We start from the raw sequence: 24,983 nt of genomic DNA on the forward strand, positions 1-24,983 counted from the left end.
GCTCTGCCGTTATGGCCGCCAGGGTCGTTATGAAGTTCAGACGACGACATTGATCACCCGGTTCGGGACGACGATGACCTTGCGCACCGGCTTGCCCTCCAGGGCGCGCTGGACGTTCGGATCGGCCAGGGCGGCCTGCTCCGCGGCGTCCTTCGCCATGTCCCGCGGCAACTCCAGCGTCGCGCGCAGCTTGCCGTTGACCTGGACCGCCATGGTGACCGAATCCTCGACCACCAGGGCGGCGTCGGCCTGCGGCCAGGGCTGGTTCACCAGCAGTGTGGCGTGGCCGAGCTGCGCCCACAGCTCCTCGGCCAGATGGGGCATCATCGGGGCGATCAGGCGCACGGTGGCCTCGAAGCCTTCACGCAGCACCCAGGCTTCGCCCTCGCCCGTGCCGTCCAGCTCGCCCAGGGCGTTGGACAGCTCGCGCACACGGGCGACCGCCTTGTTGAAGCGGAACTTCTCCAGGTCTTCCGAGATGCCGGCGATGGCCTTGTGGACCATCCGGCGGGTGGCTTCGGCCTTGGCGCCGAGGGCGTCCGGCTTCGGCGCGCCGGCGGGCGGCAGTGCCACCGGCGATTCCGTCACCATCCGCCACAGGCGGTTGATGTAGCGCCAGGCGCCGTCGATGCCGGCTTCGGTCCATTCCAGGTCGCGTTCCGGCGGGCTGTCGGACAGCATGAACAGGCGGGCGGCGTCGGCGCCGTAAGTGCCGATGATGTGCGCCGGGTCCACCACGTTCTTCTTGGACTTCGACATCTTCTCGACACGGCCGACCGTCACGGGGCCACCGTCGTCGTTGCGGATGTAGTCGCCCAGATCGTTCTTGCGGATGTCGGTCGGGGCCAGCCAGGCGCCGGTGCCGGCGTCCTTGTAGGTCTCGTGGTTGACCATGCCCTGGGTGAAGAGGCCGGCGAAGGGCTCCTCCACGTTCAGGTAGCCGCACTGCTTCATCGCCCGCGTCCAGAAACGGGAGTAGAGCAGGTGCAGCACGGCATGCTCGATGCCGCCGATGTACTGGTCGACCGCCAGCCAGTAGTCCACCGCCTCGCGCGTGAAGGCGACGTCCTCGGCCTTGGGCGAGCAGAAGCGGGCGAAATACCAGCTCGACTCGATAAAGGTGTCGAAGGTGTCGGTCTCGCGCACCGCCGGCTTGCCGCAGCTCGGGCAGCTCGTGTGCTTCCAGGTCGGGTGATGGTCGAGCGGGTTGCCGGGCTTGTCGAAGGTCACGTCGTCCGGAAGGACGACCGGCAGATCCCGCTCGGGCACCGGGACGATGCCGCAGCTTTCGCAGTGGATGACCGGGATCGGGCAGCCCCAGTAACGCTGGCGGGAGACGCCCCAGTCGCGCAGACGGTACTGGGTGGTGCGCTCGCCCTGCCCCTGCTCCTCCAGCCTCCTGCCGACCTCCTGCTTGGCCGGCTCGACCTCCAGCCCGTCGAGGAAGCGGGAATTGCGCAGCAGGCCGGGGCCGGTGTAGGCCTCGTCGCCAACCGCGAAGGCGGCGGGATCGGCGTCCGCCGGGACGACCACCGGCGTGACCGGCAGGCCGTACTTGCGGGCGAAGTCCAGGTCGCGCTGGTCATGGGCCGGGCAGCCGAAGATGGCGCCCGTGCCGTAGTCCATCAGCACGAAGTTGGCGACGTAGACCGGCAGTTCCCAGGACGGGTCGAAGGGATGCGCCACCTTCAGCCCGGTGTCGAAACCGCGCTTCTCGGCGGTCTCGATCGCCTCCTCGCTGGTGCCCAGACGGTTGCACTCGGCGATGAACTCGGCCAGCGCGGGGTTGCCGGCGGCCAGCTCGGCGGCCAGCGGGTGGTTGGCGGAGATCGCCGCGAAGGAGGCGCCGAACAGCGTGTCGGGCCGGGTCGTGAAGACCTCCAGCGTGTCCGCCCGCCCGACGAGGTCGAAGCGGAAGCGCACGCCGGTGGACTTGCCGATCCAGTTCTCCTGCATCAGGCGCACGCGCTCCGGCCAGCGGTCCAGCGTGTCCAGCCCCTTCAGCAGTTCGTCGGCGTAGGCGGTGATCTTGAGGAACCACTGCGACAGCTTGCGCTTCTCCACCAGCGCTCCGGTGCGCCAGCCGCGGCCGTCGATCACCTGCTCGTTGGCGAGGACCGTGTTGTCGACCGGGTCCCAGTTGACCCAGGACTCCTTGCGGTAGGCCAGGCCTTCCTTGAGGAAATCCAGGAACATCTTCTGCTCGTGGCGGTAATACTCCACGTCGCAGGTGGCGATCTCGCGGTCCCAGTCGATGGACAGGCCCATCGTCTTCAGCTGGGCGCGCATGGCCGCGATGTTCTCGCGCGTCCATTTGGCCGGGTGGGTCTTCTTCTCGAGCGCGGCGTTCTCCGCCGGCAGGCCGAAGGCGTCCCAGCCCATCGGGTGCAGCACGTTGAAGCCGCGGGCGCGCTTGTACCGCGCGATCACATCGCCGATGGTGTAGTTGCGGACATGCCCCATGTGGATGCGCCCCGACGGGTAGGGGAACATCTCCAGCACGTAATACTTCTCACGGGAAGCGTCCTCGCGCGCGGTGAAGCAGCCCTGCCGCTCCCACTCGCCCTGCCACTTCGCTTCGGTTTCCTTGACATTGTAACGCGACATGACCGCAGACGCCGTTCCGTGAATTTCGTGGGTCTTGATAGATAAGGCGCCGCTGGCGGAGTAACAGGCGGCGGACCGATGTCCGCGCCCTGCCCCGCCCGGCCCCTGCTTGGCTGATCGGTGCCCGTGTTCAGCGCGCCGCGGCCTGTTGGGCGACGCGGATCTGGCGGGCGCGGGTCAGCACCGCGTCCTCCAGCGTCGACGCCGTCTCCGGCCCGACCGCGCTGTCGCGCCAGTCCGACCCGGCCCGCTGCTGCTTGAACACCGACACCCGCACGCCGTCGGCGCGGAGCTGGCGGTCCATGATGTACAGGTTGACCTTGAAGCGCTCGTTCGGGGTGTCCGGCGGCGTGTACCAATCGGTCAGGATGACTCCGCCGAACGGATCGGCGGAGACGATCGGCATGAAGGACAGCGTGTCCAGCGAGGCGCGCCACAGGAAGCTGTTGACGCCGATCCCGTTCGGGTCGCCCTGCTCGGCGCCGTTGCGCTTGTTCTTGCCGAACAGGCTGAAGCCGCCGTCGGTGCCGAGAAGGCTGCCGAACTTGTATTCCTTCTTGATCTGCTCATCGACGGTTTCCGTCTGGCCGCCCCAGCTGGAGCAACCGGCCACGGCGAGCGACGCCGCGAGCACGACGGGGGCAAGGCGAAGGACACGGGAACGGCGCATGGTCGGAACCTGGATCAATAAATTCGGGGTACCGCGCACGATACCGCGGCGGATGCCGGTGAAAAGACCATAAAAGCCCGCCCGCGGCAACAGCCGATGCGGGGCGCAGCCTGTGCCTTTGCTGTGTCCGGGGCGATGCCGGAGCCCTGCGGACGGGATGGCGCGGGCGGCGGAATTCCAACGACGGCGCACAATCAAGGTGTGTTCCGTCGGACACACTGTTCCTTCATTGCTGCAACTTTTCGATTTCCGGCTTGCTGGCGTCCCCGCATCTGCGTACCACAGAGCCAGCCAGGACGTTAACCGGGCTGAAAATTCTGCTGCCAGGATGGAGGCAACAATCATGAACCGTTATCTGCTCGCGGGCTGCGCCGCTGCCGCTCTGGCTCTGGGTGCCGGCGCTGCCAACGCTCAGGCCAAGTTTGAAGTCAAGGTCGGCGGCGACGCCTACTTCGAAGGCGGCTACGTCAACGAAGACCGCGACCAGGGCGCCCGTTCGGTTGACTTCCGCAACCGCTTCCGCGTCATCGTGACCCCGACCGCCAAGGCCGACAACGGCCTGGAGTACGGCGGCCGCATCCGTATGCGCGCCAACTCGGGCGCCAGCAACAACCGCACGATGGACGCCGACCGCGGCTACATCTTCGCGCAGGGCGCCTTCGGTCAGGTCCAGATGGGCGTGACCAACTCCTTCAACGACGCCACCTACGTCACGGCCCCGCAGGACTACCTGCCGCTGGCCATCTATGACGGCGTCACCTCCTGGATCAGCCAGACCTCGGACATCGCCGGCGGCCTGGGCGGTCTGAACGGCTCGATCCTGAACCAGTCGCTGGTCGTCGAGAACAACGCGACCAAGATCGTGTACTTCTCGCCGCGCTTCGCCGGCCTGCAGGTGGGCGGCAGCTACACCCCCCGCAACGACGACTCGCACGCCTCGGTCAACCGCGCCGACCTGACCCCGGTCGCCGCTTCTGGCCGCGGCTTCTCGACCACGTTCGAGGATCTGGTCGAAGTCGGTGCCAACTACAGCAACACCTTCGGTGGTGTCGCTGTGAAGGCGAGCGCCGGTTACTACTGGGGCAGCGCCGCCGGCACGACCTCGGTCGGCGCCAGCGTCGAGGACCTGAACGCCTGGCAGGTCGGTGCCCAGGTTGGCTACGCCGGCTTCTCGCTCGGCGGTTCGTACACCGACTTCGGTGAGTCGGGCCAGATCCAGACCGCGACCTCGGACAACGAGAAGAGCCGCATCTGGGTTGTCGGCGCTCAGTACACCGCCGGCCCGATCGTCGTCGGCGCCAACTACAAGAACGGCAAGGACGCCGGCAGCCTCTACACCGCTGGCGATCGCTCGCTCGAGGTCTACGAGATCGGCGCCGGTTACACCGTCGCTCCGGGCCTGACCCTGCAGGCTCAGTACGACTACTTCAAGGCCGACAGCGACCTGAGCACGGCCGCTGTGGACCTGGACAACGACGGTCACGTCGTCCTGCTCCGCACGGTCCTGGCGTTCTAATCTGCGGTCACCCGTGGATGGAAAAGGGCGGTGGCTTCGGCCACCGCCCTTTTTCTTTGTGCATCCTCCTTGCCGTCACTCTGCGTCTTTTCCTTGCGTCTTTTGCCTTCGGTCCACCGTCCGCCATGGCGCGTTTTGGTGCGCAAAGTTTGTTCATGGCGCCCAAAATCTCGCCATGAAATGTGCTATATTTACGGCATACGGGAAAATCCATTAGCCTTCAAACACTTATACCTGTGTCGGAATGGCAACTGTGTTACAGTTGAACCGCTTACCCCGTCGAATCACCCTTGCCGGGTAAACGAACGGGTGGCTTAGTAGTTGGTGGGAAGCACAACCGCACGGCTCCAGTCTCCTTGGGGGCCTGCCAGAAGGATGGACCATCAATGAAGCGTTCTCTTGTTACGGGCTGCGCAGCCATCGCGATCATCACCTGCAGCGGCATGGCTTCCGCCCAGACCAAGTTCGAGGTCAAGATCGGCGGCGACGCTTTCTTCCAGGGCGCCTATGTCGAGCAGGACCGTGACGAAGGCACCCGCTCCACGGAGTTCGCCAACCGCTTCCGCGTGACCGTCACCCCGGTCGCCACGGCCGACAACGGCCTGGAATACGGCGGCCGCGTCCGCATGCGCGCCGCCAACGGCGCCGGCAACGTCCGCACCATGGACGCCGACCGCGCGTTCATCTTCGTCAACAGCGGCTTCGGCACCCTGCAGGCCGGCACGATCAACGGCCTGTCGGACGAGTTCGGCATCATCGGCCCGAACGTCGAAGGCATCGCCGGCGGTCCGGACAACAACACGGTGGAGTTCCTGGGCGGCTCGCAGACCTATTCGCTGCTGCCGACCACCACCAACAACTTCCGCGCCTTCGCGTCGGGTGACGTCGGCACCAAGGTCATCTACCTGACCCCGACCTTCGCGGGCATCCAGGGCGGCGTCTCCTACACGCCGCGCACGGGCGACTCGCACACCTCGATCAACCGCCGCCAGGACAATGGCGGCTTCCAGGACGTCGTCGAGGTCGGCGGCACCTACACCAACGAGTTCGGCGGCTTCACCATCGGGGCCAGCGCCTTCTACCAGTTCGGCGATGCGGTCGATGACGGCACCGGCGCCGGCGCCACCCGCTTCGAAGAGCTCAACTCCTACCATGTCGGCCTGAACGTCGGCTTCGGCGACTTCAAGGTCGGCGGCAGCTACGCCTACAGCGGCGAGAGCGGCTACGACAAGTCGCTGACCGTGAAGGAGAAGCAGGACATCTGGATCGTCGGCGCCCAGTACGCCACCGGTCCGTTCATCCTGGCAGCCAACTACTCGCAGTCGAAGTCCAACGGCACCAGCCCGAACACCGGGTTCGTGGCCCCGGTCAAGGCCGAGCTGTATCAGGCCGGCGTGACCTACACCATCGCGCCCGGCCTGACCACGGGCCTGGAGTACAGCTACCTCGACCTCGACTCGGAGATGACGACGCTGGACAACGGCGGGATCAGCCCCGACGACCGCGCGCACATCATCATGATCGACACCCGTCTGGCCTTCTGATCGGCCTTGCGGCAGCTCTGACGGAAACGGCGGCGGATGCCCATCCGCCGCCGTTTTCCTTTGGCGCCGTTCCTTACTTCTTAGTGGCTTGCGCCGCTTCGGTCTCGCAGAGCAGCAGGATCGCCGCGTCCTCCATCGGAGTCCAGATGGCCAGCAGGCGCTGCTTGGCCTTCTCCGCCGTATAGGCGGTGGTCCCCGGATCGCGGATCGTCCGGACCTTCACCTCCCCCATCTTCCAGCCGGCCTTGCGGAAGCCGCCCAGCGTGGATTCCAGGATTTGGTCGCGGCGGGCGGCGTCGTCCTTCTTGAACTCCCAGCCATAGCTTTCCAGCTTGGTGCATCGCCGGTTGATGTCGGCGGCCGCCGCGCCCATGAACTCCTTGTAGGTGCCGTCGTCCTGCAAGGGGAAGGGATGTTCGGCGAAGGGCACCTGAGCGATGGCCGACCCCGCCACCGTCTTCGGAGCCTCCTTGCCGGCGGCGGGCTTGCCGCCATTCTGGTTCCCGGTGTTCTGGGCAAGGGCGCTGCCGGCCGTGAACGGCGCGGCCCCCAGAATCAGCGCCGACAGGATCAGGGGACGCATCCAACCACGCATGCCGTGTTCTCCTCGGGGTGCTTGCGTTTCGTCGGCCCGTCCGTTACCACGCCCTCCGGTCCCTGTACAGGCAGGCGCCATAAAAGGGGGAGGGCCGGCATGTCCGCTTCGCACACCGATACACCAGACGGCACCGTCACGGCCCGGCTGGAGTCCGTCCGCCGCTCCATCCAGGACGGCTGCGCCGCCGGCGGGCGCGCTGCCGGCGCGGTAACCCTGGTCGCCGTCTCCAAGACCCACCCGGTCGAGGCGGTGGAGGAGGCCCTGGCCGCCGGCCAGCGCGTCTTCGGCGAGAACCGCGTGCAGGAAGCCAAGGCGAAGTTCCCCGCGTTGCGCGAGCGCTTCCCGGACCTGGAACTGCACCTGATCGGCCCGCTCCAGACCAACAAGGTCAAGGACGCGGTGGCCCTGTTCGACGTGATCCAGACGGTGGACCGGCCCAAGCTGGCCGAGGCCCTGGCCGAGGAGATGGCGCGCAGCGGGCGCCGCCCGCGCTGCCTGATCGAGGTCAACACCGGCGAGGAGCCGCAGAAGGCCGGCATTTCCCCGGCGGAGCTGGACGCGTTCCTGGCCGCCTGCCGTGACAGCTGGAACCTGCCGGTGACCGGCCTGATGTGCATCCCGCCGGTGGACGAGGAGCCGGCGATGCATTTCGCCCTGCTCGCCGACATGGCGCGCCGCGCCGGCCTGCCCGAGGTCAGCATGGGGATGAGCGGCGATTACGAAACGGCGATCCGCTTCGGCGCCACCCATGTGCGGGTCGGCACGGCGATCTTCGGAGCGCGCCCCACCCCCGCCGCCGGTTAGAGCTTATTACGCCGCCGGGTCCAGCACGGTCAGCGCGGTGCCTGGCGCGCAGTCCTTCAGAAGCCGCAGCAGGTCCTGCAGGGGCAGCGCGACGCAGCCCGCCGTCGGCGCCCCATCGGGCCGCGCCACATGCATGAAGACGGCGCTGCCCAGACCCGGCACCACCGGGTCGTCGTTGTGCCCCATCACCACGATGACGTCGTAGACGTGGTCGTCGCGCCACAGCTCCTCGTGGCTGGCGGCGTAGGGGCGCTTGACCGGATGGTTGTAGGCGGGATCCGCCGGGTCGTCGCACCAGCCGTCGTCGGACGCGATGGGCGACACCGGCAGGCCCGTCTCGGGCCGCTCCAGCCGGTCGGCGCGCCACAACACGCGGCGCAGCGCGAAGCGGCCGACCGGGGTGGCGCCGTCGCCCTCCCGCTTGGCGGACCGGATGCCGCCGCGGCCGAGAACGCAGCGGAATGACCCGCCGGGCCAGTCGAGACGGCCTTCGGCCGGCGGGTCCGCAAGACGAACCGTGATCTCCATCGCCCTTCCCTCACCCGCTTCCGGGGTCATCGCGCTCAGCCCGACACCCGCAGACTGGGCGCGGGGGCCTGTGCGGCTCGCCGGCCTTGCTCGTATTTGGCCAGATTGCGCATCATCGTCTCAGACAGCATGTCCGGTGTCACGGGCGCGAAGGCGTTGCTGTTGGCGGCGGCCGGGGCGGCGTTCGCCTGTGCCGGCGCATTTGTCGGTGCGTTCGCCGCCCCGGTTCCGGCTGTGGCGTCCGGTTGGGCCACGGGCGCCTGGGCCTCCGCGGTCTTCCGGGCGCCGGAGGGGGCCGCCGTTGCGGCAAAGCCGATGGTGGAGGGATGCGGCTTGGCGGCGGCGTATTTGGCCATCAGGCTGTTCGCCAGCGGGGTGTCGCGCGCCGGCATGCGCGAGGGATGCGGCGTGTCCGTCAGGCCATTGCGCCCGGTCCCGCCCACCGCCGCCCCCACCCCGTGCGACGGGGCCGTGGACCGCTTGGCGTCCGGCAGCTCCGCCATCGCGGCATGGGCCGGCTGGGTGGCCGGCGCCGTGGCTGCCGCAGCCGGCGCTGAGGTGCCGGCTGTGGAGTCCGGCAGAGCGGCGACCGCGGTGGCTCCGGAGGTGCCGGCGGGCGGATGGCCGGCGGCGGCGTCCCCGTCGAAGCCGAGCGAGGCCATGATCTGCCCGCCGATGTCTTTGCCCTGGGCCTGTTCCACCACCGCGTTGGCGATGGACGCCATGCCGCCCAGCGGGCCGCCGAACAGGATGCCGCCGATGACCTTCGACGACGGCTTGATCGTGTCGCCGGTGATCTCGCGGTAGATGGTGTTGACGAGGGGGATGTGCTGAAGCGGGTTGATGATGTCGAGGAAGTCGCCGAAGGACATCTCGGCCTCGGCCTCGTACCGGTCGGGGCTGTCCCGGCTTTCCATGACCGTCAAGGCGGGCGCCGCTTGGGCCGGCGACCGCTCGCGCTGCACCGGCCGCGAAGCGGCGGCTGCGTCGATGGTGGTGGCGTCGATGGCCATGGGCGGTCTCCCGTCGCGGTGTCCAGCCCTACCCTAAGCAACCGGTGTGCCAGTTCCCTGGGCTGGAATCCCGTGCCCTCGCGCGCTTTCGGGCTCGGATGCGACCCGCGACCCGGCAAGAGCTGCCGGGCAAGGGGCGATTCCTGCCCTCCGAAGAATCGACTCTCAGAACATGTGGCCGCTGCGCTCCGCCTTGGTGCGCAGATAGCCTTCGTTGTGGCCGTTGGCCGGGAAGATGTGGGGAACGCGCTCGACCACCTCGATCCCGCAGCGGGCGAGCTGGCGCAGCTTCTCGGGGTTGTTGGTCATCAGCCGCACGGCGGTGAAGCCCAACTGCCGCAGCATCTCCGCCGCCGGCAGATAGACCCGCTCGTCCGCCTCGAATCCCAAGATCTCGTTGGCGTCGACCGTGTCGAAGCCGCGGTCCTGGATGCGGTAGGCGCGCAGCTTGTTGACGAGGCCGATCCCCCGCCCCTCCTGCGCCAGATAGAGCAGGACGCCGCTGCCCTGCCGGGCGATCTCGGCGATGGCGCCGCGCAGCTGCTGGCCGCAGTCGCAGCGCAGGCTGCCCAGCAGGTCGCCGGTGAAGCATTCCGAATGCAGGCGGGCCAGCACCGGCTCGCCCGCCGCCGGGGTGCCGACGATGATCGCCAGATGCTCCGGCCCGCCGTCGATGGGGCGGAAGGCGGCGATGCTGGTGTTCTCGGCGCCGGACAGCGGGACGCGGGCCTCGGCCACCCGGCGCAGCGTGCGCACCACATGGACGCGGTAGTCGGCGATGTCGCGGGCGCGGACCAGCAGCAGGTCGTGCTTCGCCGCCCATTCCGCGGCGCTGCCGCTGTGGCCGGTGGTCGTGTGTCCGGTCCCCGGGGCGACGATGGCCGCCGGCAGCAGCCGCGCCAGCCGGGCAAGGTCCACCGCCGCGGTCTCGCGCGAGCCGGGGTCCATGGCCGTGGCGGTCAGGCCGTCCGGCATCATGCCGTCCGGGCGGTGTTCGGGGTCGGCCAGCGCGTGGGCCTCGTCCGCGGTCAGGCAGCGGGGAAGCGACAGGGCGACGACGCCGGTCCCCTCGCCCATCAGCTTCAGCACCGTGGCGCGGCGGCGGGTGACGGCCAGGACCGGCGCGGCGCCGGTGAGCTGCACCAGCCGCTGCACGGCGTCGATCGCCACGGATTCCACCGACACCGCGGCGCCGACACTGCCGTCGGCGGTCTCGATGGCGACGGCCTCGCCCCGGCGCAGGGCGGCCGTCGCCCGGTCCACCGCGCGCATGGCGGCTTCGTCCATGGGCAGGACGGCTTCGGGCAGGGCGGAGTCGGACGGGGCGTCGGCGTACATAACGGAGGCTTCGCGTGCTGCGCCCCGAAGGGCGAAAGATCCCGACATGGGTCGGAGAGCGCGGGAAGCAAAGCGCAGGTGGCGCACCCCTGTCCAGCAAATCCCGCGCGCCACACCGTTGCCGGCGGTGCAACGATGGCGCAAACCGCCGCCGGTGCGGGCGAATCCGGGTTGCGCTATGCTCAGGTCCTTCCGATTAGGCTAGGGCAATCCCGCGCGGGCCATGATAAGTTCCGCGCCCGGAGCCACCGGTGAACGCCCCCGAATGACGCTTGCGAAACGCATCCTTCTGATCGACGACGACACCGCCCTCCGGCAGTCCCTCGCCGAGCAGCTCCAGCTTCTGGAGGAATTCGAGACGGTGGAGGCCGGGGACGGCGCCTCGGCGCTGGCCGTTGCGCGCGAGGGCGGCTTCGCCGCCATCCTGCTCGATGTCGGGCTGCCGGACATGGACGGGCGCGACCTCTGCCGCCTGCTGCGGCGCGAGGGGGTGCGCTGCCCGGTCATCATGCTGACCGCGGCGGCCTCCGACGCCGACACCATCCTGGGGCTCGATTCCGGGGCCAGCGACTATGTCACCAAGCCCTTCCGCATGGGGGTGCTGCTGGCCCGGCTGCGCGCGCATCTCCGCGTCCACGAGCAGAGCGAGGACGCCGTCTTCGCCATCGGCCCCTACAGCTTCCGCCCGGCGGGCAAGCTGCTCCTTGCGGACGGCGGCGCCCGCAAGATCCGCCTGACCGAGAAGGAAACGGCGATCCTGAAATACCTGTACCGGGCCGGCGGTGCGGTGATCGGGCGCGAGACGCTGCTGGGCGAGGTGTGGGGCTACAACGCCGGGGTCACCACCCACACGCTGGAAACCCACGTCTACCGCCTGCGCCAGAAGATCGAGCGCGATCCGTCCAACGCGGAAATCCTGGTGACGGAGCCCGGCGGCTACCGGCTGGTGCCCTGATCCCCTGTCAGGCGATCCCCGGCCGGCGGCCGCGCGGAACCATCTCCCTGCCTACCCATTGAAAGGATTGATTTCCGCGCCGTTTCGGCACGGACCCCCGTTGGGCAAGGAGATGACGTCTTGGTTGCCATCGTCGATCACGGCAGACCGGCAAGGGCCATCCATCCCTTGCACGCGGTGCTGCTCGCCGCCTCCCTTCCGCTGTTCCTGGGCGGCCTGCTCTGCGACTTCGCCTATTTCAGGAGCTTCGAGATCCAGTGGAGCCATTTCGCCTCCTGGCTGATCGCCGGCGGCATGGTCTTCGCCAGCGTCTCGCTCCTCTGGGCCTTCATCGACCTGTTCCGCGCCGGCCGGCGCCGCGGTCGCGGGCTCGTCTACTTCGTCCTGCTGCTCATCACCGTCGCGCTCGGCCTCGTCAACGCCTTCGTGCACGCGCGGGACGCCTGGGGAACCATGCCGGAGGGCCTGATCCTGTCGGCAGCCGTCGCCGTGACCGCCATCCTGGCGACCTGGTTCGGCTTCTCCAGTCTCCGCATTGGCGCCCGCATGGGAGAAACGCGATGAAACGCTCCAGCCTGCTGGCCGCGGCGGGGATCGTCGTCCTGCTGACCGCCTGCGACGACAACAACCCGTCGCAGCCCGTCTACGGCGCCAACCCGCCTCTGCCCGAGCAGCAGCACGGTCTGCTGCCCAGCATGAAGATCGCCAACCCCGCCAACTGGGGGGACCGGAAACCGACCGTGCCGGAGGGCTTCACCGTCACGGCGATCGCCACCGACCTCGGCATCCCGCGCCAGACCCTCGTCCTTCCCAACGGCGACATCCTGGTTGCCGAAGGCCGGGGCGGCTCGGCCCCGCCGCTGCGGCCCAAGGACCTGATCGCCGGCATCATCAAGGCCAAGGGCACAACCTCGGTGCCGAGCGGCAACCGCATCACCCTCCTGCGCGACGCCGACGGCGACGGCCGGTACGAGGAACGCACGGTCTTCGCCGACCAGTTGAACGCGCCCTACGGGCTGGCCTTCGTGAATGGCCAGATCTACGTCGCGAACCAGGACGCGCTGGTGCGCTTCCCCTACCGCGACGGCCAGACCCGGGCCGAGGGGCCGCCGGAGAAGGTCACCGACCTGCCCGCCTACATCAACCATCACTGGACCAAGTCGCTGGCCGCCAGCCCGGACGGGCGGTTCCTCTATGTCGGCATCGGCTCCAACAGCAACATCACCGAACGCGGGATGCCCGCCGAGGCCGACCGCGCGATGGTCTGGGAGATCGACGCGCAGACCGGCGCGCACCGGCCTTACGCCACCGGCCTGCGCAATCCCACCGCGCTGGCCATCCAGCCGGGGACCGGCACGCTGTGGGCGGTGGTCAACGAACGCGACGAGCTCGGCCCCAACCTCGTCCCCGATTACCTGACCTCGGTCCGCGAGGGCGGATTCTACGGCTGGCCTTACAGCTATTGGGGGCAGAACGTCGATCCGCGCGCCCAGCCGCAGAAGCCGGAGCTGGTGGCCGCGGCGATCAAGCCGGACTACGCCCTGGGCTCGCACGTCGCGGCGCTCGGCGTGGCCTTCTCCTCGCCGGTCATGGGCGAGCGCTTCGCCGACGGCGTGTTCGTCGGCGAGCACGGCAGTTGGAACCGCAGCGTTCCCAGCGGCTACAAGGTGATCTTCGTCCCCTTCCGCGACGGAGCCCCCGCCGGCGACCCGGTCGAGGTGGTGACCGGCTTCATGGGCGAGGACGGCAAGACCTACGGCCGGCCGGTCGGCGTCACGGTGGACCCGAAGGGCGCCCTGATCGTCGCCGACGACCTGTCGAACACGGTGTGGCGCGTCGCGGTGACGGATCGCTCGTCCAGTGCGCAAGCACCGGCGGATATGGGCAGTGCCACGACCGATGGGAACGGATCATCCAACTGAAACGGGCCAACTGAAACGGGCCAACTGAAACGGGAACGCCGTGTCAGGGTCGCTTGCCGAGCGGTCCTGACCGGTCCGCGATGGTGACGGCGACCGGATAGCCCATCCAGCGCTGGCGCTTGTTCGCCAGAGCCGCTCCGCCGCGAGCCGGACCGGCCGGACGCCCGCCGCCCCACAGGCCGCGGCCGCGCGGCACCACGGGCAGCAGGCGGATCTTCCGCCCGACGATGGCCAGCCGGCGGCGCCAATGGGCGACCAGCTTGGTCGAGGTGCCGACCCGCCGCGCGATCTCATGGTCGGCCAGCAGGGCGCTGCCGGGGTCCTGCAGCAGATCGAGGATGGCGCGGCGTTTGTCCAGGCTGGTGTGGCGGCTGTGCTTGCGCTCCAGCGCCTTGCCGAGGTCCCAGAGCTTCTCGGCGGTTTCGCGGGCGAGACCGCGCCAGCGGTCGGCCTCCTCGCGCTGGCGCTCCATGTCGCCGTTGCTCTTTTCCAGCTGCCGCTTCAGCCCGGCGACCTCCAGCTCCAGATCGCGCACCTGACGGCGCAAGCCTTGGACGAGCTGGTCGGGCGGCGGCGGACGGTCGGGCGGCGGGGCGCTGGCGGCGGGCGGCGGTTCCGGGGCGGTGGAGACCGGACGGGCGCCGCGGGCGAGATCGCGGAACGACAGGCCGGCCCTCGACAGCATGATTCGCGCGGCGCGCAGAGCGGACTGGGCCTCGCCCTGATGCTCCGACTCGGCCATGGCGAGGACTTTGGCGAGCTTGTCTGGGTCCATCCGAGGGGGCGGGGTCCGGAGGCGATTTTTCGCGTCGATGGGCGAACGGGCGCAAACTACCACATCTTATCGGATTGGGCATCTCCGCATCTCGGCGGTGCGGCACGCCTTTTCCTCCTACCCCCGTCTCGCGCCGTCCCCCCTTCCATCGAGGCGGAACGGCTGCCCGCTTGCCGCCGGACCGGCTTGCGGACGAGCCGGAGGGTCGTTTCGTGAAACAACCTTTTCACTCGACTCGCGAGGGTCCTACCGCCAAATTGTCGGTACCATGACGGCACGAACCGTTTCCGACGCCTGTTCCGGTGCGCCTGACACCCCGCCGGACTTCACCGTCCGCTTCTGGGGCGTGCGTGGCAGCATCGCCTCCCCGGGGCCGGACACGGTCCGCTACGGCGGCAACACCCCCTGCGTCGAGCTGCGCTGCGGGGATGCTCTCCTGGTTCTCGACGCCGGCACCGGCCTGCGCCCGCTGGGCGAGGCGCTGATGCGCCAGGGGGAGCCGGTGGACGTCGATCTGCTGCTGACCCACAGCCATCTCGACCACATCTGCGGCCTGCCCTTCTTCGCGCCGGCCTTCGACGCGGCCAGCCGCGTGCGGATCAGGGCCGGCCATCTGGAGCGGGAGCGGACGATGCGCTCCGTCCTGGAATGCATGATGTCGGCGCCGCTGTTCCCGGTCCCGGTGGAGATCTTTCGGGCCGACTGCACCTTCCACGATTTCGTCAGCGGCGAGACGCTGGCGGTGAAGCCAGGCGTTACCGTGCGCACCGCTCGGCTCAACCACCCGGACGGGGCCACCGGCTACCGCGTGGAGTTCGCCGGGCGCAGCCTGTGCTACGTCACCGACACCGAGCACCCAGCGGAAGGGCGCGACCCCGCCGTGATGGAACTGGTGCGCGGCAGCGACCTGCTGATCTACGACTGCACCTACACCGACGCCGAATACGCCGCCCGCGTCGGCTGGGGCCATTCGACGTGGGAGGAGTGCCTGCGCATCGCCGACGAGGCCGGGGTGAAGCGCGCGGTCATCTTCCACCACGACCCCCGGCGCACCGATGCCGACCTGGACGTCATCGCCACCGCCGCCGAAGCCCGGCGCCCCGGAACGCTGGTCGCCCGCGAAGGCATGACGCTTCCTCTCTGATCGGCAACTATCCCCTTGGACAGTGATGCGCCAAGGACACGGCCAAGCCTCCGTTCGCGTCCCCTGGCCCGTTGTCACTGCCGGATCGTGTGACAATTATGGTATGAAAACCGCCTGCAACCGCAGAGAGAACTCTGGGGAGACGCATGCGGCATCTTCTGCGCTTATCGTTGCTGGGTCTGCTCGCCGGCGGAACGCTCGCCGGCTGCGCCTCCACTCCGGGTCCAAAGGCCTCGTTCGATGGCGGCCCCCGCTCGATCGTCCTGCACCATCCCGCCAGCGGCGAGACGGTCAGCGTCACCTACCGCCGCGCCGACGGCTATGATCCGCAGGCTCTGGACCGCATCGCCAGCCTGTTCCGCGACCGCCGCACCGGCGAGACGGTGCCCGTCGATCCCACCCTGGTGGAGCTTCTGGCCGATCTGCGGGACCGCTGCGGCGCCGACGCCGACACGCCGGTCCACATCACCTCGGGCTACCGGTCGCCGCTGACCAACGTCACGCTGGCCCGCAGCAACCCGAACGTGGCGGAAAACAGCTATCACCTGCGCGGCCAGGCCGCCGACATCTCCATCCCCGGCGTCCCGCCCCGCCGTCTCGCCGATGAGGCCGCGGCCCTGCAGCGCGGCGGCTACGCGCTCTACCCCCACACCGGCCACGTCCATGTCGACACCGGCCCGGTCCGCACCTGGAGCCCGAAGGGCGGCGATCCCCGCATCCTGGAGGCCAGGGCGACCCCGGCGAAGGCCGCGTCGGGCAAGGCGGTGGCCGCCAAGCCCGCTCCCGCCGCTCCCCGCACCCAGGTCGCGGCGGCGGAGCCCGCCCCGCCGAAGCGCCCCCCGGCCAAGGCCGCGCCCGCTTCCGCTGCCGCCAAGGGCAACGACGCCGACCTCGCCCGCGTGCGCATGGTGCTGGCCTCCCTCAAGGAGCAGCCGGAGCCTGCGGCGAAGAAGAAGCCCTGAGCTTTACCGATACGGGTCCGCGGCGTCCCGCAGGCCGTCGCCGAGAAAGTTGAAGCTCAGCACGGTCACGATCACCGGCACCACCGGCAGCATCAGCCAGGGGTACAGCGCCACCACGTTGATGTTCTGCGCCTCGGTCAGCAGCACCCCCCAGCTGGTGATCGGCGGGCGCAGGCCGAGGCCGAGGAAGCTCAGCGCCGTCTCGCCCAGGATCATGCCGGGGATGGCCAGCGTCGCCGAGGCGATCAGGTGGCTCATGAAGCTGGGCAGCAGGTGCCGCCCGATGATGCGGGCCGGGCTGGCCCCCATCAGCTGGGCGGCGGTGGTGAAGTCCTCCTCGCGCAGGGCCAGCAGCTTGGACCGCACGGCGCGGGCGAGGCCCGTCCATTCCAGAAGGCCGAGGATCACCGTAATCCCGAAATAGATGAAGATCGGGTTCCAGGTGACGGGCAGGGCGGCGGACAGGGCCATCCACAGCGGCAGCTCGGGGAAGGAGCGGATGATCTCGATCAGCCGCTGGATCAGATTGTCCACCCAGCCGCCGTAATAGCCGGCGATGCCGCCGATGACGATCCCCAGCACGAAGCTGACCGCGACGCCGATCAGCCCGATGGTCAGCGAGATGCGCGTCCCGTAGATCATCCGCGACAGCAGGTCCCGGCCCAGCCGGTCGGTGCCCATCAGGAACAGCGTCCCGCCCTCGGCCGGGCAGGCAAGGTGCCAGTCGGTCTCCACCAGCCCCCAGAACGCGTAACGGTCGCCGCGGCAGAAGAAGCGGATCGGCTGCACCTTCGCCGGGTCGGGCCTGTACTCCCGCTTCAGGATCTCCATGTCCAGCCGGTAGCTGTAGCCGTAGACGAAGGGGCCGACGAATCGCCCCTCGTGGAACAGATGCACGGTCTGCGGCGGGGCGTGGATGAAGTGGGAATTGCGGCTGTCCACCGCGTAGGGGGCGAGGACCTCGCTGACCAGGGTCGAGGCGTAGAGCAGAAGCAGCACGATCCCCGACGCCACCGCCAGCTTGTGCCGCCGCAGCTTCCACCAGACCATCCGCCATTGCGAGGCGGTGGTGAAGCGCTCCTGCTCCGGCGACAGCCGCTCGACCTCGTCGGGGTCCCAGGGGGCGGTGTCGACGGTGTGGGGCAGGGGGGTGTGGGTCGGAAGGGAGGCGCTCATCGGCTGGCTCCCCCGCTCAGGCGGATGCGCGGGTCGAGCGCGGCCAGCGCCAGATCGGACAGAAAGACGCCGATCACCGTCAGAACCGCCAGGAACATCAGGAAGGACCCGGCCAGATACATGTCCTGGCTGCGCAGCGCCTGGAGCAGCATCGGCCCGGTGGTCGGCAGCGACATCACCACCGACACGATGGCGGCGCCGGAGACGACCTGCGGCAGCAGGTTGCCGATGTCGGACACGAAGGGGTTCAGCGCCACGCGCAGCGGGTATTTCACCAGCGCCCGCCCCGGCGGCAGGCCCTTGGCCCGCGCGGTGACGACGTAGGGCTTGTGCAGCTCGTCCAGCAGGTTGGCGCGCAGGCGGCGGATCATCGCGGCGGTGCCGGCGGTGCCGATGACGATCACCGGAATCCACATGTGCTCGAACACGCTCATCGCCTTGCCCCAGCTCCAGGGCTGGCCGATGTAGCGCGGGTCCATCAGCCCGCCGATGGAGGTGCCGAACCACACGTTGGCGAAATACAGCATCACCAGCGCCAGCAGGAAGCTGGGCGTCGCCAGCCCGAGGAAGCCGAGGAAGGTCAGGACATAGTCACCCAGGCTGTACTGCCGCGTCGCCGAATAGATGCCGATGGGGAAGGACACCACCCAGATGAACAGGATGGTCGCGAAGGACACGATGGCGGTCAGCGACAGCCGGTCGCCCACCACGTCCGATACCGGCAGGTTGTATTCGAAGGAATAGCCGAAGTCGCCGCGCAGCATGCCGGCCAGCCACAGCGCGTACTGCTCATACATCGGCCGGTCGAGCCCGTAGGTCTCGCGCAGCATGGCCAGCCGGCCCTGGTCCATGCTCTCGCCCCGGCTCTGCATCTCGTTGACCAGCGTCGTCAGATAGTCGCCGGGCGGAAGCTGGATGATGACGAAGGTGATGACGCTGATCGCCAGCAGCGTCGGGATCATGATGAGGATGCGGCGGATCACGTAGCCCAGCATGGCCTCACCCCTTTCCGTCGAACCAGAAGCCGTCGGGCCGGTACAGCCCGAAATGCGCGCCGGGGTCGTAGTTGAACAGCCCTTCCTCCGGCACGTTGCGCAGGGTGCGGCGCGCCACCACCGGCTGCGGCACCCCGGCCACCGTGCCGATGGTGAAGACCTGCTCGGCGTTGAGCGTCAGGATGCGCGTCCAGGCCGCCGCCCGCCCGGCCTCGTCCGGGGCGTCGCGCCAGGCGCGGAAGGCCTCCAGCAGGTCGCGCGCCTCGGGCATGTCGGGGCGCTCGCCGTCCTTGCCCATCGTCTGGAAGAACTGGCCCCATTTCGGCCACTGGTACTTGGCCTGATCGACCGGCACCAGCTCGCCGGGGCTCATGTCCGCGGTGGCGATGGCGTTGTCCAGCCCGCGCGAGATGGACATGCAGGTGTCGCCGGCGAAGATGCGGTTGCGGAACACGTCGAGCTGCGAGGAGCGGATGTAGAGCCGCGCCCCGAGGCGCCGCCAGCCGTCGGCAATCAGTTCCAGCGCGTCGGTCTCCTCCGTGCTCTCCCCGGCGGTCTCCACCACGATCTCCAGCGGGCGGCCGTCGGGCAGCAGGCGCACGCCGTTGACGTCGCGCTTGGTCAGGCCGATCTCGTCGAGCAGCCGGTTGGCCTGCTTCACGTCGAACTGCGCCCAGCGGTCGCGGTAGGCCGGCACCCACAGCGGCGAGACCTCCAAGAGCGTGTTGTTGGACGGGATGGCGAGGCCGTAATAGATGACCTGGTTCATCTCCTCGCGGTCGATAGCCAGCGACAGGGCGCGGCGGTAGCGCACGTCGCGGTTCAGCGCGCGCCACACCGGGTCGTTGCAGTTCAGGTTGGGAAACAGCGCCACCTGCGCCCCGATGCCGGTGCGCCACAGCGTGACCCGTTGGTCGTTGCGCTTCGCCCCCTGCTTCAGGAAGGTGTAGTTGTCGAACCGCAGGTAGCGCGCCTGGAGGTCGCTCTCGCCCGCTCCCGTCTTGGCCGGGATGATCTTGGCGTCGGCCACCGTCATGATGACCCGGTCGATGTAGGGCAACTGCCGCCCCGCCGGGTCCACCCGATGGAAATAGGGGTTCCTTACGAAGATGAAACGTTCCGCGGGCGGAGCGGTCGTCGGCACCCAGGGCTGCAGGGTCGGCAGGTCCGGGTTGTCGAACTCGGTCAGATTGTCCTTGCGGTTGTGAAGCTGCTGCCAGCTTTTCTGCCGCTCCGCCTCCACCCGCTGCTTCAGCTCCAGCGGCTCGGTGAAGCGGGGGTGGAAGCGCCGCAGGTAATGGGCCGGGGCATAGATCTCCACCGGCTTGGCCCCGGCCAGCATCGGCAGGAAGAAGGGGTTGGGGCGGGTCCACGTGTAGCGCACCGCGGCGGCGTCCAGCACCTCGAACTTCGGCGCTTCCCCGGCCACCAGCATCTCCGGCGGCGGCCCGCCGGGGGAGCGCTTGGCGTTGTTCGCCATGTCCTCCCACCAGTAGCGGAAGTCCTCCGCTGTGAAGGGATGGCCGTCCGACCAGCGGTGGCCGCGGCGCAGCGTGAAGGTGAAGATCCGCCCCTCCTCCACATCCACCCGCTCCAGGATGTCGGGCACGATGCGCAGGCTCGGGGTCAGCGCGACCAGCCGGGCGTAGCTGTAGACGTAGATCAGCCGTGTGTCCTTGGTCCGCGCCATCAGCAGGCGCAGGTCGCCGCCATGGCGCCCCGGCGATTGCCACGCGCGGTCCATCGGCTCGACCAGCGGGGTGAGCGGCAGCCGCTTCTCCACCGGCGGCAGCGACCCGGCGCCGACCGCGTTCTCCAGCATCGGCGTCTCGACCGCGTCGAAGGCGCTGAGCCCGAGGAAGGCGAGCAGCAGCAGGGCGGGGCGGGCCAGCCTCATCACGCCACCTCCCGCACGCGGACGGCGGCGTCGGCGCGCACGCAATGGCCGCCGCCGAGATCGACCAGATGGGGCTGGTGGTCGTCGTCGATGGTGAAGGGGGCGGGCCAGCGGGCGGGGTCGGAGGCGCGGCCTTCCTCCAGGTCGGTCAGCGACAGCGGGCGGCTGGGGTCTGGTTCCGGCACGGCGGCCAGCAGGGCGCGGGTGTAGGGGTGGACCGGGTTGCGGAACAGCGCCTCGCGCGGGGCCGACTCGACGATCCGGCCGCGGCACATCACCAGGATGCGGTCGGCCATGTAATCCACCACCGCCAGATTGTGGCTGACGAACAGGTAGGTCAGGCCGAGCCGCTCCTTCAGGTCCTTCAGCAGGTTCAGCACCTGCGCCTGGATCGACACGTCGAGCGCCGATACCGGCTCGTCGAGCAGCAGAAGCTCGGGCCGCAGCGCCAGCGCGCGGGCGATGCCGATGCGCTGGCGCTGGCCGCCGGAGAAGCTGTGCGGGTAGCGGCGCAGATGCCGCGCGTCCAGCCCGACCAGCCCCATCAGCTCCTTCACCCGCGCGGCGCGCTCCGCCTCGTCGCCGATGCCGTGGATGACCAGCGGTTCGGCGATGATGTCGAAGACGGTCATGCGCGGGTTCAGGGAACCGAAGGGGTCCTGGAAGACGAACTGCACCTTGCGGCGGAAGGCGGTCAGGGCCGCGCCCTCCAGCCCCAGCACGTCCACCACCCGGCCATGGTCGTTGAAGCGGACGCTGCCCTGATCCGGAGTCAGGGCGCGCATCAGGATCTTCGACAGGGTGGTCTTGCCACAGCCCGACTCGCCGACCAGCCCGACGCATTCGCCGCGCGCGATGGCGAAGCTGACATCGTCCACCGCCAGCGTGCCCGCCCCGGCCTTGGCGCCGAACCAGCCGGCCTTGCGCGCCCCGTAGCGCTTGCGCACCCCTTCCACCGCCAGCAGCGGCCCCGCCGCGTCGGCGCCGGGCGGCCAGGGCTGGTGATCCTTCTCCAGCAGGCTGCCGCCCTGCGACGTGATGGAGCGGATCGGCACCAGCCGTTCCCCCGGCGCCATGTGGAAGCGCGGAACGGCGCGCAGCAGCGCCTTCAGATAGGGGTGGCGGGGATCGGCGAAGATGTCCTCGCGCGTGCCGGATTCCATGATCCGCCCGCGGTGCATCACCACCACCTCGTCGGCGAGGTTGGCGACCACCCCCAGGTCGTGGGTGATGAGCAGCACGGCCATCCCGAGATCGGCCTGGAGGTCCTTGATCAGCTTCAGGATCTGCGCCTGGATGGTGACGTCCAGCGCGGTCGTCGGCTCGTCGGCGATCAGCAGGGCGGGGCGGCAGACCAGCGCCATGGCGATCATCGCGCGCTGGCGCAGGCCGCCCGACAGCTCGAACGGGTAGGTGTCCAGCGCCCGCTTCGGGTCGGGGAAGCGCACCCGGCGCAGCATGTCCTCGGCTTGCGCGCGGGCCTGCCGGGCGGTCACCCGCTGGTGCAGCCGCACCGCCTCGCCCACCTGGTCGCCCACGGTGTGCAGGGGCGACAGCGAGGTCATCGGCTCCTGGAAGATGATCGAGATGCGGCCGCCGCGCAGCGCCCGCATCGCCGTGCCGTCGGCCTTCAGCGAAGCGATGTCGACGGGTCCGGCGCCGTCGTTGACGATGCCGTCGTCGAACAGGATGCGCCCGTCGGCGATGGCGGCGTTGCGCGGCAGGATGCGCAGGATCGACTGCGCCGCCACCGACTTGCCCGACCCGGATTCGCCGACCAGGGCGACGGTGGACCCCGCCCGCACCCGGAAGGACACGCCGCGCACCGCCTGGACCACGCCGCCCGGCACCTGGAAATCGACCTTCAGGTCCTCCACCCGGAGCAGCGTGCGGCTCATGGTGCCGGCCTCGTTTCGTTGGGGTCTTTTTCATTGGGATCTGCCGGCGGCTCGATGCCGAGAGCGATCAGATTGTCCACCGTCACTGGGGTCAGCGCCACCCCGTTGCGCCCGGCGGCGAGGGCGGCCTGTTCGATCACCGCGTCGAAGCCCTCCAGATTGCTGTCGAAGCGCAGGGTCGTGCCGCCGCCGCTCAGCGCCGCCTGCATCCAGCCGTCGTCGCGCCCCCGCCTGGTCGCGTAATAGCGCAGCTTCAGGCCGGACAGCGCGTCCCAGCGGATGGCGCCGCCCAGCGGCCCGTCGGCCCGCAGGCCCTCGCCGTCCATGGTCAGGCGGGTCAGCTGGCGTTGCAGGGTGCGCGCCGCGAAGACGGCGAACAGCAGCGCGCAGGCCGCCAGCGGCACGGCGATCCAGGGGGTGACGGGCAGAAAGGCCAGCGGCAGCACCGTCAGCGCCAGCCCGGCCCCGGCCCGCGCGTAGTCGCCGGCGAGCGCCCCGGCGGGGTAACGCATCTCCTCGACGGTCGGCGTCTCCCCGGTCGAGGGTCGGGCCATGGGCAGCTCGGCCATGTTTCAGCGATGTCCTTCTGCGGCGAACGGGGTGGCGAACAGGGTCTCAGCAGCCAGCCAGCGGGCCGCCGGATGGCGGCGGGTCACGGTCAGGAAACGCGCGGTGAAGGCCCAGGTTTCGCCGTCCATCGCCAAATGATGCGTCAGCAGCCCGGTCGGCTCCTTCGCGTCCACCGTACCCAGCCGCCGGGCGCGCAGATGGGCGACCGCCATGCCCAGCGACTCCGAGTCGCCGAGGAAGCGCTTGCCGTCCTTCCAGGCCACCGGGTCGATGTGTGTATTGACACACATCATGTTGACGGTTGACACACGCCGCGGCCCGAAAACCGACAGGCCGGCGAAGCCCGCGCCGGGCAGGCCCGCCGCCACGCCGGGCGCGACGCGGTTCCACGGCGGCACCAGGACGGGCAGGGCGCGCGGTCCGAACCGGCGCTCCAGCACGTTCCGCCCCTCGGCCAGTTCGGCCAGGACGGCGGCGGCGGGCCGGTCCGCGCCAAGCTCCGCTTTCTTCGCGGGGGGAGCGGCGTGGTTGGCGTGCGACCAGCCGTGCTGAAGCACCGTGACGGAGGGGGCCGCGTCCACAACGGGGGCGAGGGAGTCCGTGACGCCCGCCGGGATGACCGCCAGGGCCAGCGGCGCGCCGGTCTCGACGGACAGGGCAACCATCCGGTCGAGCGCAGGAGTCGGCTCGACGGCGTCGTCGTCGCGCCACCACAAGGTGGCGGTGCGCCCGGCGGCAGCCCAGGCGTCCAGCTCGGCGGTCAGATCGTCCCACCCGGAGCGCGGCGGGCTGTCGGAAGGGGCGGTGGCGGTCACGGTCATCGCACGGTTGGGGCCGGGGCAGGCCGGAGCAGGAGATGACCGTCAGCATGGCCCCCGCACCGGAAAAATCCAAGCGTCCTGATTGGTTTAGCGGCTGTTGCCTTGGCGGTAGGCCACCGCGTCCAACAGCAGCCGGGCGGTGGCGGCGGCACCGTCCAAGCGCAGCGGGATGGCCGGCGGCGGGGGCAGGGCGAGCGCCTTGGCAACGCCCGCGGCCAGGGTGTCCGGTGTCAGGGTGGCTTCGTCGACCACGGCCAGCCGGCCCCGCTCCTCCAGCAGACGAGCGCGGGTGGCCTGCTCAGTCTCGCTGCCCACAGCGAAGGGGACGACGACCGCTCGGCAGCCGGCCTGGAGCACATCGAGCACGGTGTTGTAACCGGCCTGGCTGATCGACAGGCGGCAGCGGCGGAGCAGGGCGGGGAAGTCGGGCCGCGCCCGCTCCACGATGGTGCCCGGCGGGGCAGCGGCGGCGAGCCCGCGGACATCCGCCTCCGGCACGTCCGGCCCGGCCAGCAGGCGCCATGGTGCGTCAAGTCCGGGGAGAGTTGACGCACGCACCGCCAGCGCCGCCCGCAGCAGCGGCAGGCCGACCGCCCCGCCGCCCACCGACACGATCACCTCGCCGGTGCCGTCCGTCGATTCGGTGTCCCCGCCTTGCGGGGCGGCGACATAGCCGGTGTAGCGGATGCGGTCGGCGAGCCGCGCGGCGGCGGGGAAGGTCGCCGCGAAGGGGATCAGCGCCGGGTCGCCATGGACCAGCACATGGTCGACCAGCCGTTCCACGGTCGAAACGGTTTCCTCCAGCCGTTCCGGCTTGGCCTTGGCCACCAGGATGTCGCGCACCGAGCAGGCGGTGACCGCCCCGCCGGCCTTGGCGGCCTCCAGCAGCGGCAGAAGCTCGAACCGGAAGGCGCGGCGCCCGAAGGGGAAGGATTCGACCAGAAGCGCGTCGGGCCGCACCCGCTCATGGACCTCCAGAACCGCCGCGCGGCGCCGGGCGCGCCAGTCATCGTCGATGGGCCGGTCGTGCCCGTCCAGCAGGGTCTTGAAGCTGCCGTCGGCGGCGCGGGCGGGGGGAAGCTGGACGATCTCCGCCGCCGTGCCGTAATCAATCCCCGGCACCGGATGCCCGCCGCGCAGCACCGTGACGGCGACGCCGGCCTCGGCCAGCCCGCGGGTGATCAGCGCGGCGCGCCGGTCGTGGCCGATGCCCAGCAGATGCTGGACATGGAAAAGAACACGCATGAGCT

The 24,983-nt window shown here is 69.7% G+C and carries 22 protein-coding genes; 8 read left to right on the forward strand and 14 right to left on the reverse strand.

Annotation, left to right across the window (positions count from 1 at the left end; all coding sequences use genetic code 11):
* Nucleotides 1–36: 36 nt before the first annotated feature.
* Together leuS and DS837_RS14550 are read right to left on the reverse strand one after the other, a co-directional pair.
* Nucleotides 37–2,607: a leucine--tRNA ligase gene (gene leuS / locus DS837_RS14545; RefSeq protein WP_149165413.1), complete on the reverse strand. Its 2,571-nt coding sequence runs from the start codon at nucleotides 2,605–2,607 to the stop codon at nucleotides 37–39.
* 130 nt (nucleotides 2,608–2,737) lie between these two features.
* Nucleotides 2,738–3,277 (reverse strand): DUF3576 domain-containing protein, encoded by a 540-nt coding sequence (locus tag DS837_RS14550; protein ID WP_038531557.1) that lies wholly within the window; start codon nucleotides 3,275–3,277, stop codon nucleotides 2,738–2,740.
* 343 nt (nucleotides 3,278–3,620) lie between these two features.
* Here DS837_RS14550 and DS837_RS14555 point away from each other — a divergent pair, with 343 nt between their 5' ends.
* Together DS837_RS14555 and DS837_RS14560 are read left to right on the forward strand one after the other, a co-directional pair.
* A complete protein-coding gene (locus tag DS837_RS14555) occupies nucleotides 3,621–4,793 on the forward strand; it encodes a porin (RefSeq protein WP_149165414.1) in 1,173 nt (390 codons plus the stop codon).
* Between the two features lie 386 nt (nucleotides 4,794–5,179).
* Nucleotides 5,180–6,337, forward strand: a complete 1,158-nt coding sequence (locus DS837_RS14560) for a porin (RefSeq protein WP_149165415.1) — start codon at nucleotides 5,180–5,182, stop codon at nucleotides 6,335–6,337.
* Between the two features lie 73 nt (nucleotides 6,338–6,410).
* Here DS837_RS14560 and DS837_RS14565 read toward each other — a convergent pair whose 3' ends face one another.
* Nucleotides 6,411–6,932, reverse strand: a complete 522-nt coding sequence (locus DS837_RS14565; protein WP_149165416.1) for a hypothetical protein — start codon at nucleotides 6,930–6,932, stop codon at nucleotides 6,411–6,413.
* Between the two features lie 99 nt (nucleotides 6,933–7,031).
* Between DS837_RS14565 and DS837_RS14570 the strand changes: the two genes are divergently transcribed.
* On the forward strand, nucleotides 7,032–7,739 hold the full coding sequence (locus DS837_RS14570; protein WP_149165417.1) for a YggS family pyridoxal phosphate-dependent enzyme: 708 nt from the start codon (nucleotides 7,032–7,034) through the stop codon (nucleotides 7,737–7,739).
* Between the two features lie 6 nt (nucleotides 7,740–7,745).
* On the opposite strand, the gene DS837_RS14575 is transcribed toward DS837_RS14570, so the two are convergent.
* From DS837_RS14575 to ribA, 3 genes are all read right to left on the reverse strand, one after another.
* On the reverse strand, nucleotides 7,746–8,267 hold the full coding sequence (locus DS837_RS14575; RefSeq protein WP_149165418.1) for a L,D-transpeptidase family protein: 522 nt from the start codon (nucleotides 8,265–8,267) through the stop codon (nucleotides 7,746–7,748).
* A gap of 35 nt (nucleotides 8,268–8,302) precedes the next feature.
* The gene (locus DS837_RS14580; RefSeq protein ID WP_149165419.1) at nucleotides 8,303–9,280 is read right to left on the reverse strand and encodes a hypothetical protein; all 978 of its coding nucleotides are present in this window, start codon (nucleotides 9,278–9,280) and stop codon (nucleotides 8,303–8,305) included.
* 165 nt (nucleotides 9,281–9,445) lie between these two features.
* Nucleotides 9,446–10,618, reverse strand: a complete 1,173-nt coding sequence (ribA, locus tag DS837_RS14585) for a GTP cyclohydrolase II (RefSeq protein ID WP_211102232.1) — start codon at nucleotides 10,616–10,618, stop codon at nucleotides 9,446–9,448.
* Between the two features lie 265 nt (nucleotides 10,619–10,883).
* On the opposite strand from ribA, the gene DS837_RS14590 reads away from it, so the two are divergent.
* From DS837_RS14590 to DS837_RS14600, 3 genes are all read left to right on the forward strand, one after another.
* A complete protein-coding gene (locus tag DS837_RS14590) occupies nucleotides 10,884–11,573 on the forward strand; it encodes a response regulator transcription factor (protein WP_094301366.1) in 690 nt (229 codons plus the stop codon).
* 120 nt (nucleotides 11,574–11,693) lie between these two features.
* On the forward strand, nucleotides 11,694–12,137 hold the full coding sequence (locus DS837_RS14595) for a DUF2231 domain-containing protein (protein WP_149165420.1): 444 nt from the start codon (nucleotides 11,694–11,696) through the stop codon (nucleotides 12,135–12,137).
* Nucleotides 12,134–13,495 (forward strand): PQQ-dependent sugar dehydrogenase, encoded by a 1,362-nt coding sequence (locus tag DS837_RS14600; protein ID WP_149165421.1) that lies wholly within the window; start codon nucleotides 12,134–12,136, stop codon nucleotides 13,493–13,495. The genes DS837_RS14595 and DS837_RS14600 overlap by 4 nt, the downstream gene beginning before the upstream one ends.
* A 43-nt stretch (nucleotides 13,496–13,538) precedes the next feature.
* Here DS837_RS14600 and DS837_RS14605 read toward each other — a convergent pair whose 3' ends face one another.
* On the reverse strand, nucleotides 13,539–14,270 hold the full coding sequence (locus DS837_RS14605; RefSeq protein WP_247889934.1) for a hypothetical protein: 732 nt from the start codon (nucleotides 14,268–14,270) through the stop codon (nucleotides 13,539–13,541).
* A 268-nt stretch (nucleotides 14,271–14,538) separates the two neighbouring features.
* Between DS837_RS14605 and DS837_RS14610 the strand changes: the two genes are divergently transcribed.
* Both DS837_RS14610 and DS837_RS14615 read left to right on the forward strand, forming a co-directional pair.
* Nucleotides 14,539–15,414 (forward strand): MBL fold metallo-hydrolase, encoded by an 876-nt coding sequence (locus DS837_RS14610; RefSeq protein WP_149165422.1) that lies wholly within the window; start codon nucleotides 14,539–14,541, stop codon nucleotides 15,412–15,414.
* A gap of 146 nt (nucleotides 15,415–15,560) precedes the next feature.
* On the forward strand, nucleotides 15,561–16,376 hold the full coding sequence (locus DS837_RS14615; RefSeq protein ID WP_149165423.1) for a YcbK family protein: 816 nt from the start codon (nucleotides 15,561–15,563) through the stop codon (nucleotides 16,374–16,376).
* A 3-nt stretch (nucleotides 16,377–16,379) separates the two neighbouring features.
* Here DS837_RS14615 and DS837_RS14620 read toward each other — a convergent pair whose 3' ends face one another.
* The 7 genes from DS837_RS14620 to DS837_RS14650 all read right to left on the reverse strand — a co-directional run bounded on the left by DS837_RS14620 (nucleotide 16,380) and on the right by DS837_RS14650 (nucleotide 24,978).
* The gene (locus DS837_RS14620; RefSeq protein ID WP_149165424.1) at nucleotides 16,380–17,552 is read right to left on the reverse strand and encodes an ABC transporter permease; all 1,173 of its coding nucleotides are present in this window, start codon (nucleotides 17,550–17,552) and stop codon (nucleotides 16,380–16,382) included.
* Nucleotides 17,549–18,547, reverse strand: coding sequence for an ABC transporter permease (locus DS837_RS14625; RefSeq protein ID WP_119507538.1), 999 nt, complete (start codon nucleotides 18,545–18,547; stop codon nucleotides 17,549–17,551). The genes DS837_RS14620 and DS837_RS14625 overlap by 4 nt, the downstream gene beginning before the upstream one ends.
* 4 nt (nucleotides 18,548–18,551) lie before the next feature.
* The gene (locus DS837_RS14630; RefSeq protein ID WP_247889935.1) at nucleotides 18,552–20,444 is read right to left on the reverse strand and encodes an ABC transporter substrate-binding protein; all 1,893 of its coding nucleotides are present in this window, start codon (nucleotides 20,442–20,444) and stop codon (nucleotides 18,552–18,554) included.
* Entirely contained in the window at nucleotides 20,444–22,342 is a 1,899-nt protein-coding gene (locus DS837_RS14635) for an ABC transporter ATP-binding protein (protein ID WP_149165426.1), read from the reverse strand. The genes DS837_RS14630 and DS837_RS14635 overlap by 1 nt, the downstream gene beginning before the upstream one ends.
* Complete coding sequence (locus tag DS837_RS14640; RefSeq protein WP_149165427.1) at nucleotides 22,339–22,911, reverse strand: hypothetical protein; 573 nt, start codon at nucleotides 22,909–22,911, stop codon at nucleotides 22,339–22,341. The genes DS837_RS14635 and DS837_RS14640 overlap by 4 nt, the downstream gene beginning before the upstream one ends.
* A gap of 3 nt (nucleotides 22,912–22,914) precedes the next feature.
* Nucleotides 22,915–23,733 carry a polysaccharide deacetylase family protein gene (locus tag DS837_RS14645; protein ID WP_247889936.1) on the reverse strand — a complete coding sequence of 273 codons (819 nt, stop codon included), beginning with the start codon at nucleotides 23,731–23,733 and terminating at the stop codon, nucleotides 22,915–22,917.
* Between the two features lie 87 nt (nucleotides 23,734–23,820).
* A complete protein-coding gene (locus DS837_RS14650; RefSeq protein WP_149165428.1) occupies nucleotides 23,821–24,978 on the reverse strand; it encodes a glycosyltransferase family protein in 1,158 nt (385 codons plus the stop codon).
* Nucleotides 24,979–24,983 lie beyond the last annotated feature (5 nt).

It is taken from the genome of Azospirillum brasilense, from assembly GCF_008365405.1.
In the GTDB taxonomy this organism is placed as follows: domain Bacteria; phylum Pseudomonadota; class Alphaproteobacteria; order Azospirillales; family Azospirillaceae; genus Azospirillum; species Azospirillum brasilense_D.

Coding starts and splice junctions, on each gene's coding strand:
- DS837_RS14600 (WP_149165421.1), top strand. CDS start 12,134: ATGAAACGCTCCAGCCTGCTGGCCGCGGCGGGGATCGTCGTCCTGCTG.
- DS837_RS14560 (WP_149165415.1), top strand. CDS start 5,180: ATGAAGCGTTCTCTTGTTACGGGCTGCGCAGCCATCGCGATCATCACC.
- DS837_RS14605 (WP_247889934.1), bottom strand. CDS start 14,270: ATGGACCCAGACAAGCTCGCCAAAGTCCTCGCCATGGCCGAGTCGGAG.
- DS837_RS14580 (WP_149165419.1), bottom strand. CDS start 9,280: ATGGCCATCGACGCCACCACCATCGACGCAGCCGCCGCTTCGCGGCCG.
- DS837_RS14640 (WP_149165427.1), bottom strand. CDS start 22,911: ATGGCCGAGCTGCCCATGGCCCGACCCTCGACCGGGGAGACGCCGACC.
- DS837_RS14650 (WP_149165428.1), bottom strand. CDS start 24,978: ATGCGTGTTCTTTTCCATGTCCAGCATCTGCTGGGCATCGGCCACGAC.
- DS837_RS14570 (WP_149165417.1), top strand. CDS start 7,032: ATGTCCGCTTCGCACACCGATACACCAGACGGCACCGTCACGGCCCGG.
- DS837_RS14575 (WP_149165418.1), bottom strand. CDS start 8,267: ATGGAGATCACGGTTCGTCTTGCGGACCCGCCGGCCGAAGGCCGTCTC.
- DS837_RS14615 (WP_149165423.1), top strand. CDS start 15,561: ATGCGGCATCTTCTGCGCTTATCGTTGCTGGGTCTGCTCGCCGGCGGA.
- leuS (WP_149165413.1), bottom strand. CDS start 2,607: ATGTCGCGTTACAATGTCAAGGAAACCGAAGCGAAGTGGCAGGGCGAG.
- DS837_RS14630 (WP_247889935.1), bottom strand. CDS start 20,444: ATGAGGCTGGCCCGCCCCGCCCTGCTGCTGCTCGCCTTCCTCGGGCTC.
- DS837_RS14555 (WP_149165414.1), top strand. CDS start 3,621: ATGAACCGTTATCTGCTCGCGGGCTGCGCCGCTGCCGCTCTGGCTCTG.
- ribA (WP_211102232.1), bottom strand. CDS start 10,618: ATGTACGCCGACGCCCCGTCCGACTCCGCCCTGCCCGAAGCCGTCCTG.
- DS837_RS14550 (WP_038531557.1), bottom strand. CDS start 3,277: ATGCGCCGTTCCCGTGTCCTTCGCCTTGCCCCCGTCGTGCTCGCGGCG.
- DS837_RS14645 (WP_247889936.1), bottom strand. CDS start 23,733: ATGACCGTGACCGCCACCGCCCCTTCCGACAGCCCGCCGCGCTCCGGG.
- DS837_RS14635 (WP_149165426.1), bottom strand. CDS start 22,342: ATGAGCCGCACGCTGCTCCGGGTGGAGGACCTGAAGGTCGATTTCCAG.
- DS837_RS14620 (WP_149165424.1), bottom strand. CDS start 17,552: ATGAGCGCCTCCCTTCCGACCCACACCCCCCTGCCCCACACCGTCGAC.
- DS837_RS14625 (WP_119507538.1), bottom strand. CDS start 18,547: ATGCTGGGCTACGTGATCCGCCGCATCCTCATCATGATCCCGACGCTG.
- DS837_RS14610 (WP_149165422.1), top strand. CDS start 14,539: ATGACGGCACGAACCGTTTCCGACGCCTGTTCCGGTGCGCCTGACACC.
- DS837_RS14590 (WP_094301366.1), top strand. CDS start 10,884: ATGACGCTTGCGAAACGCATCCTTCTGATCGACGACGACACCGCCCTC.
- DS837_RS14565 (WP_149165416.1), bottom strand. CDS start 6,932: ATGCGTGGTTGGATGCGTCCCCTGATCCTGTCGGCGCTGATTCTGGGG.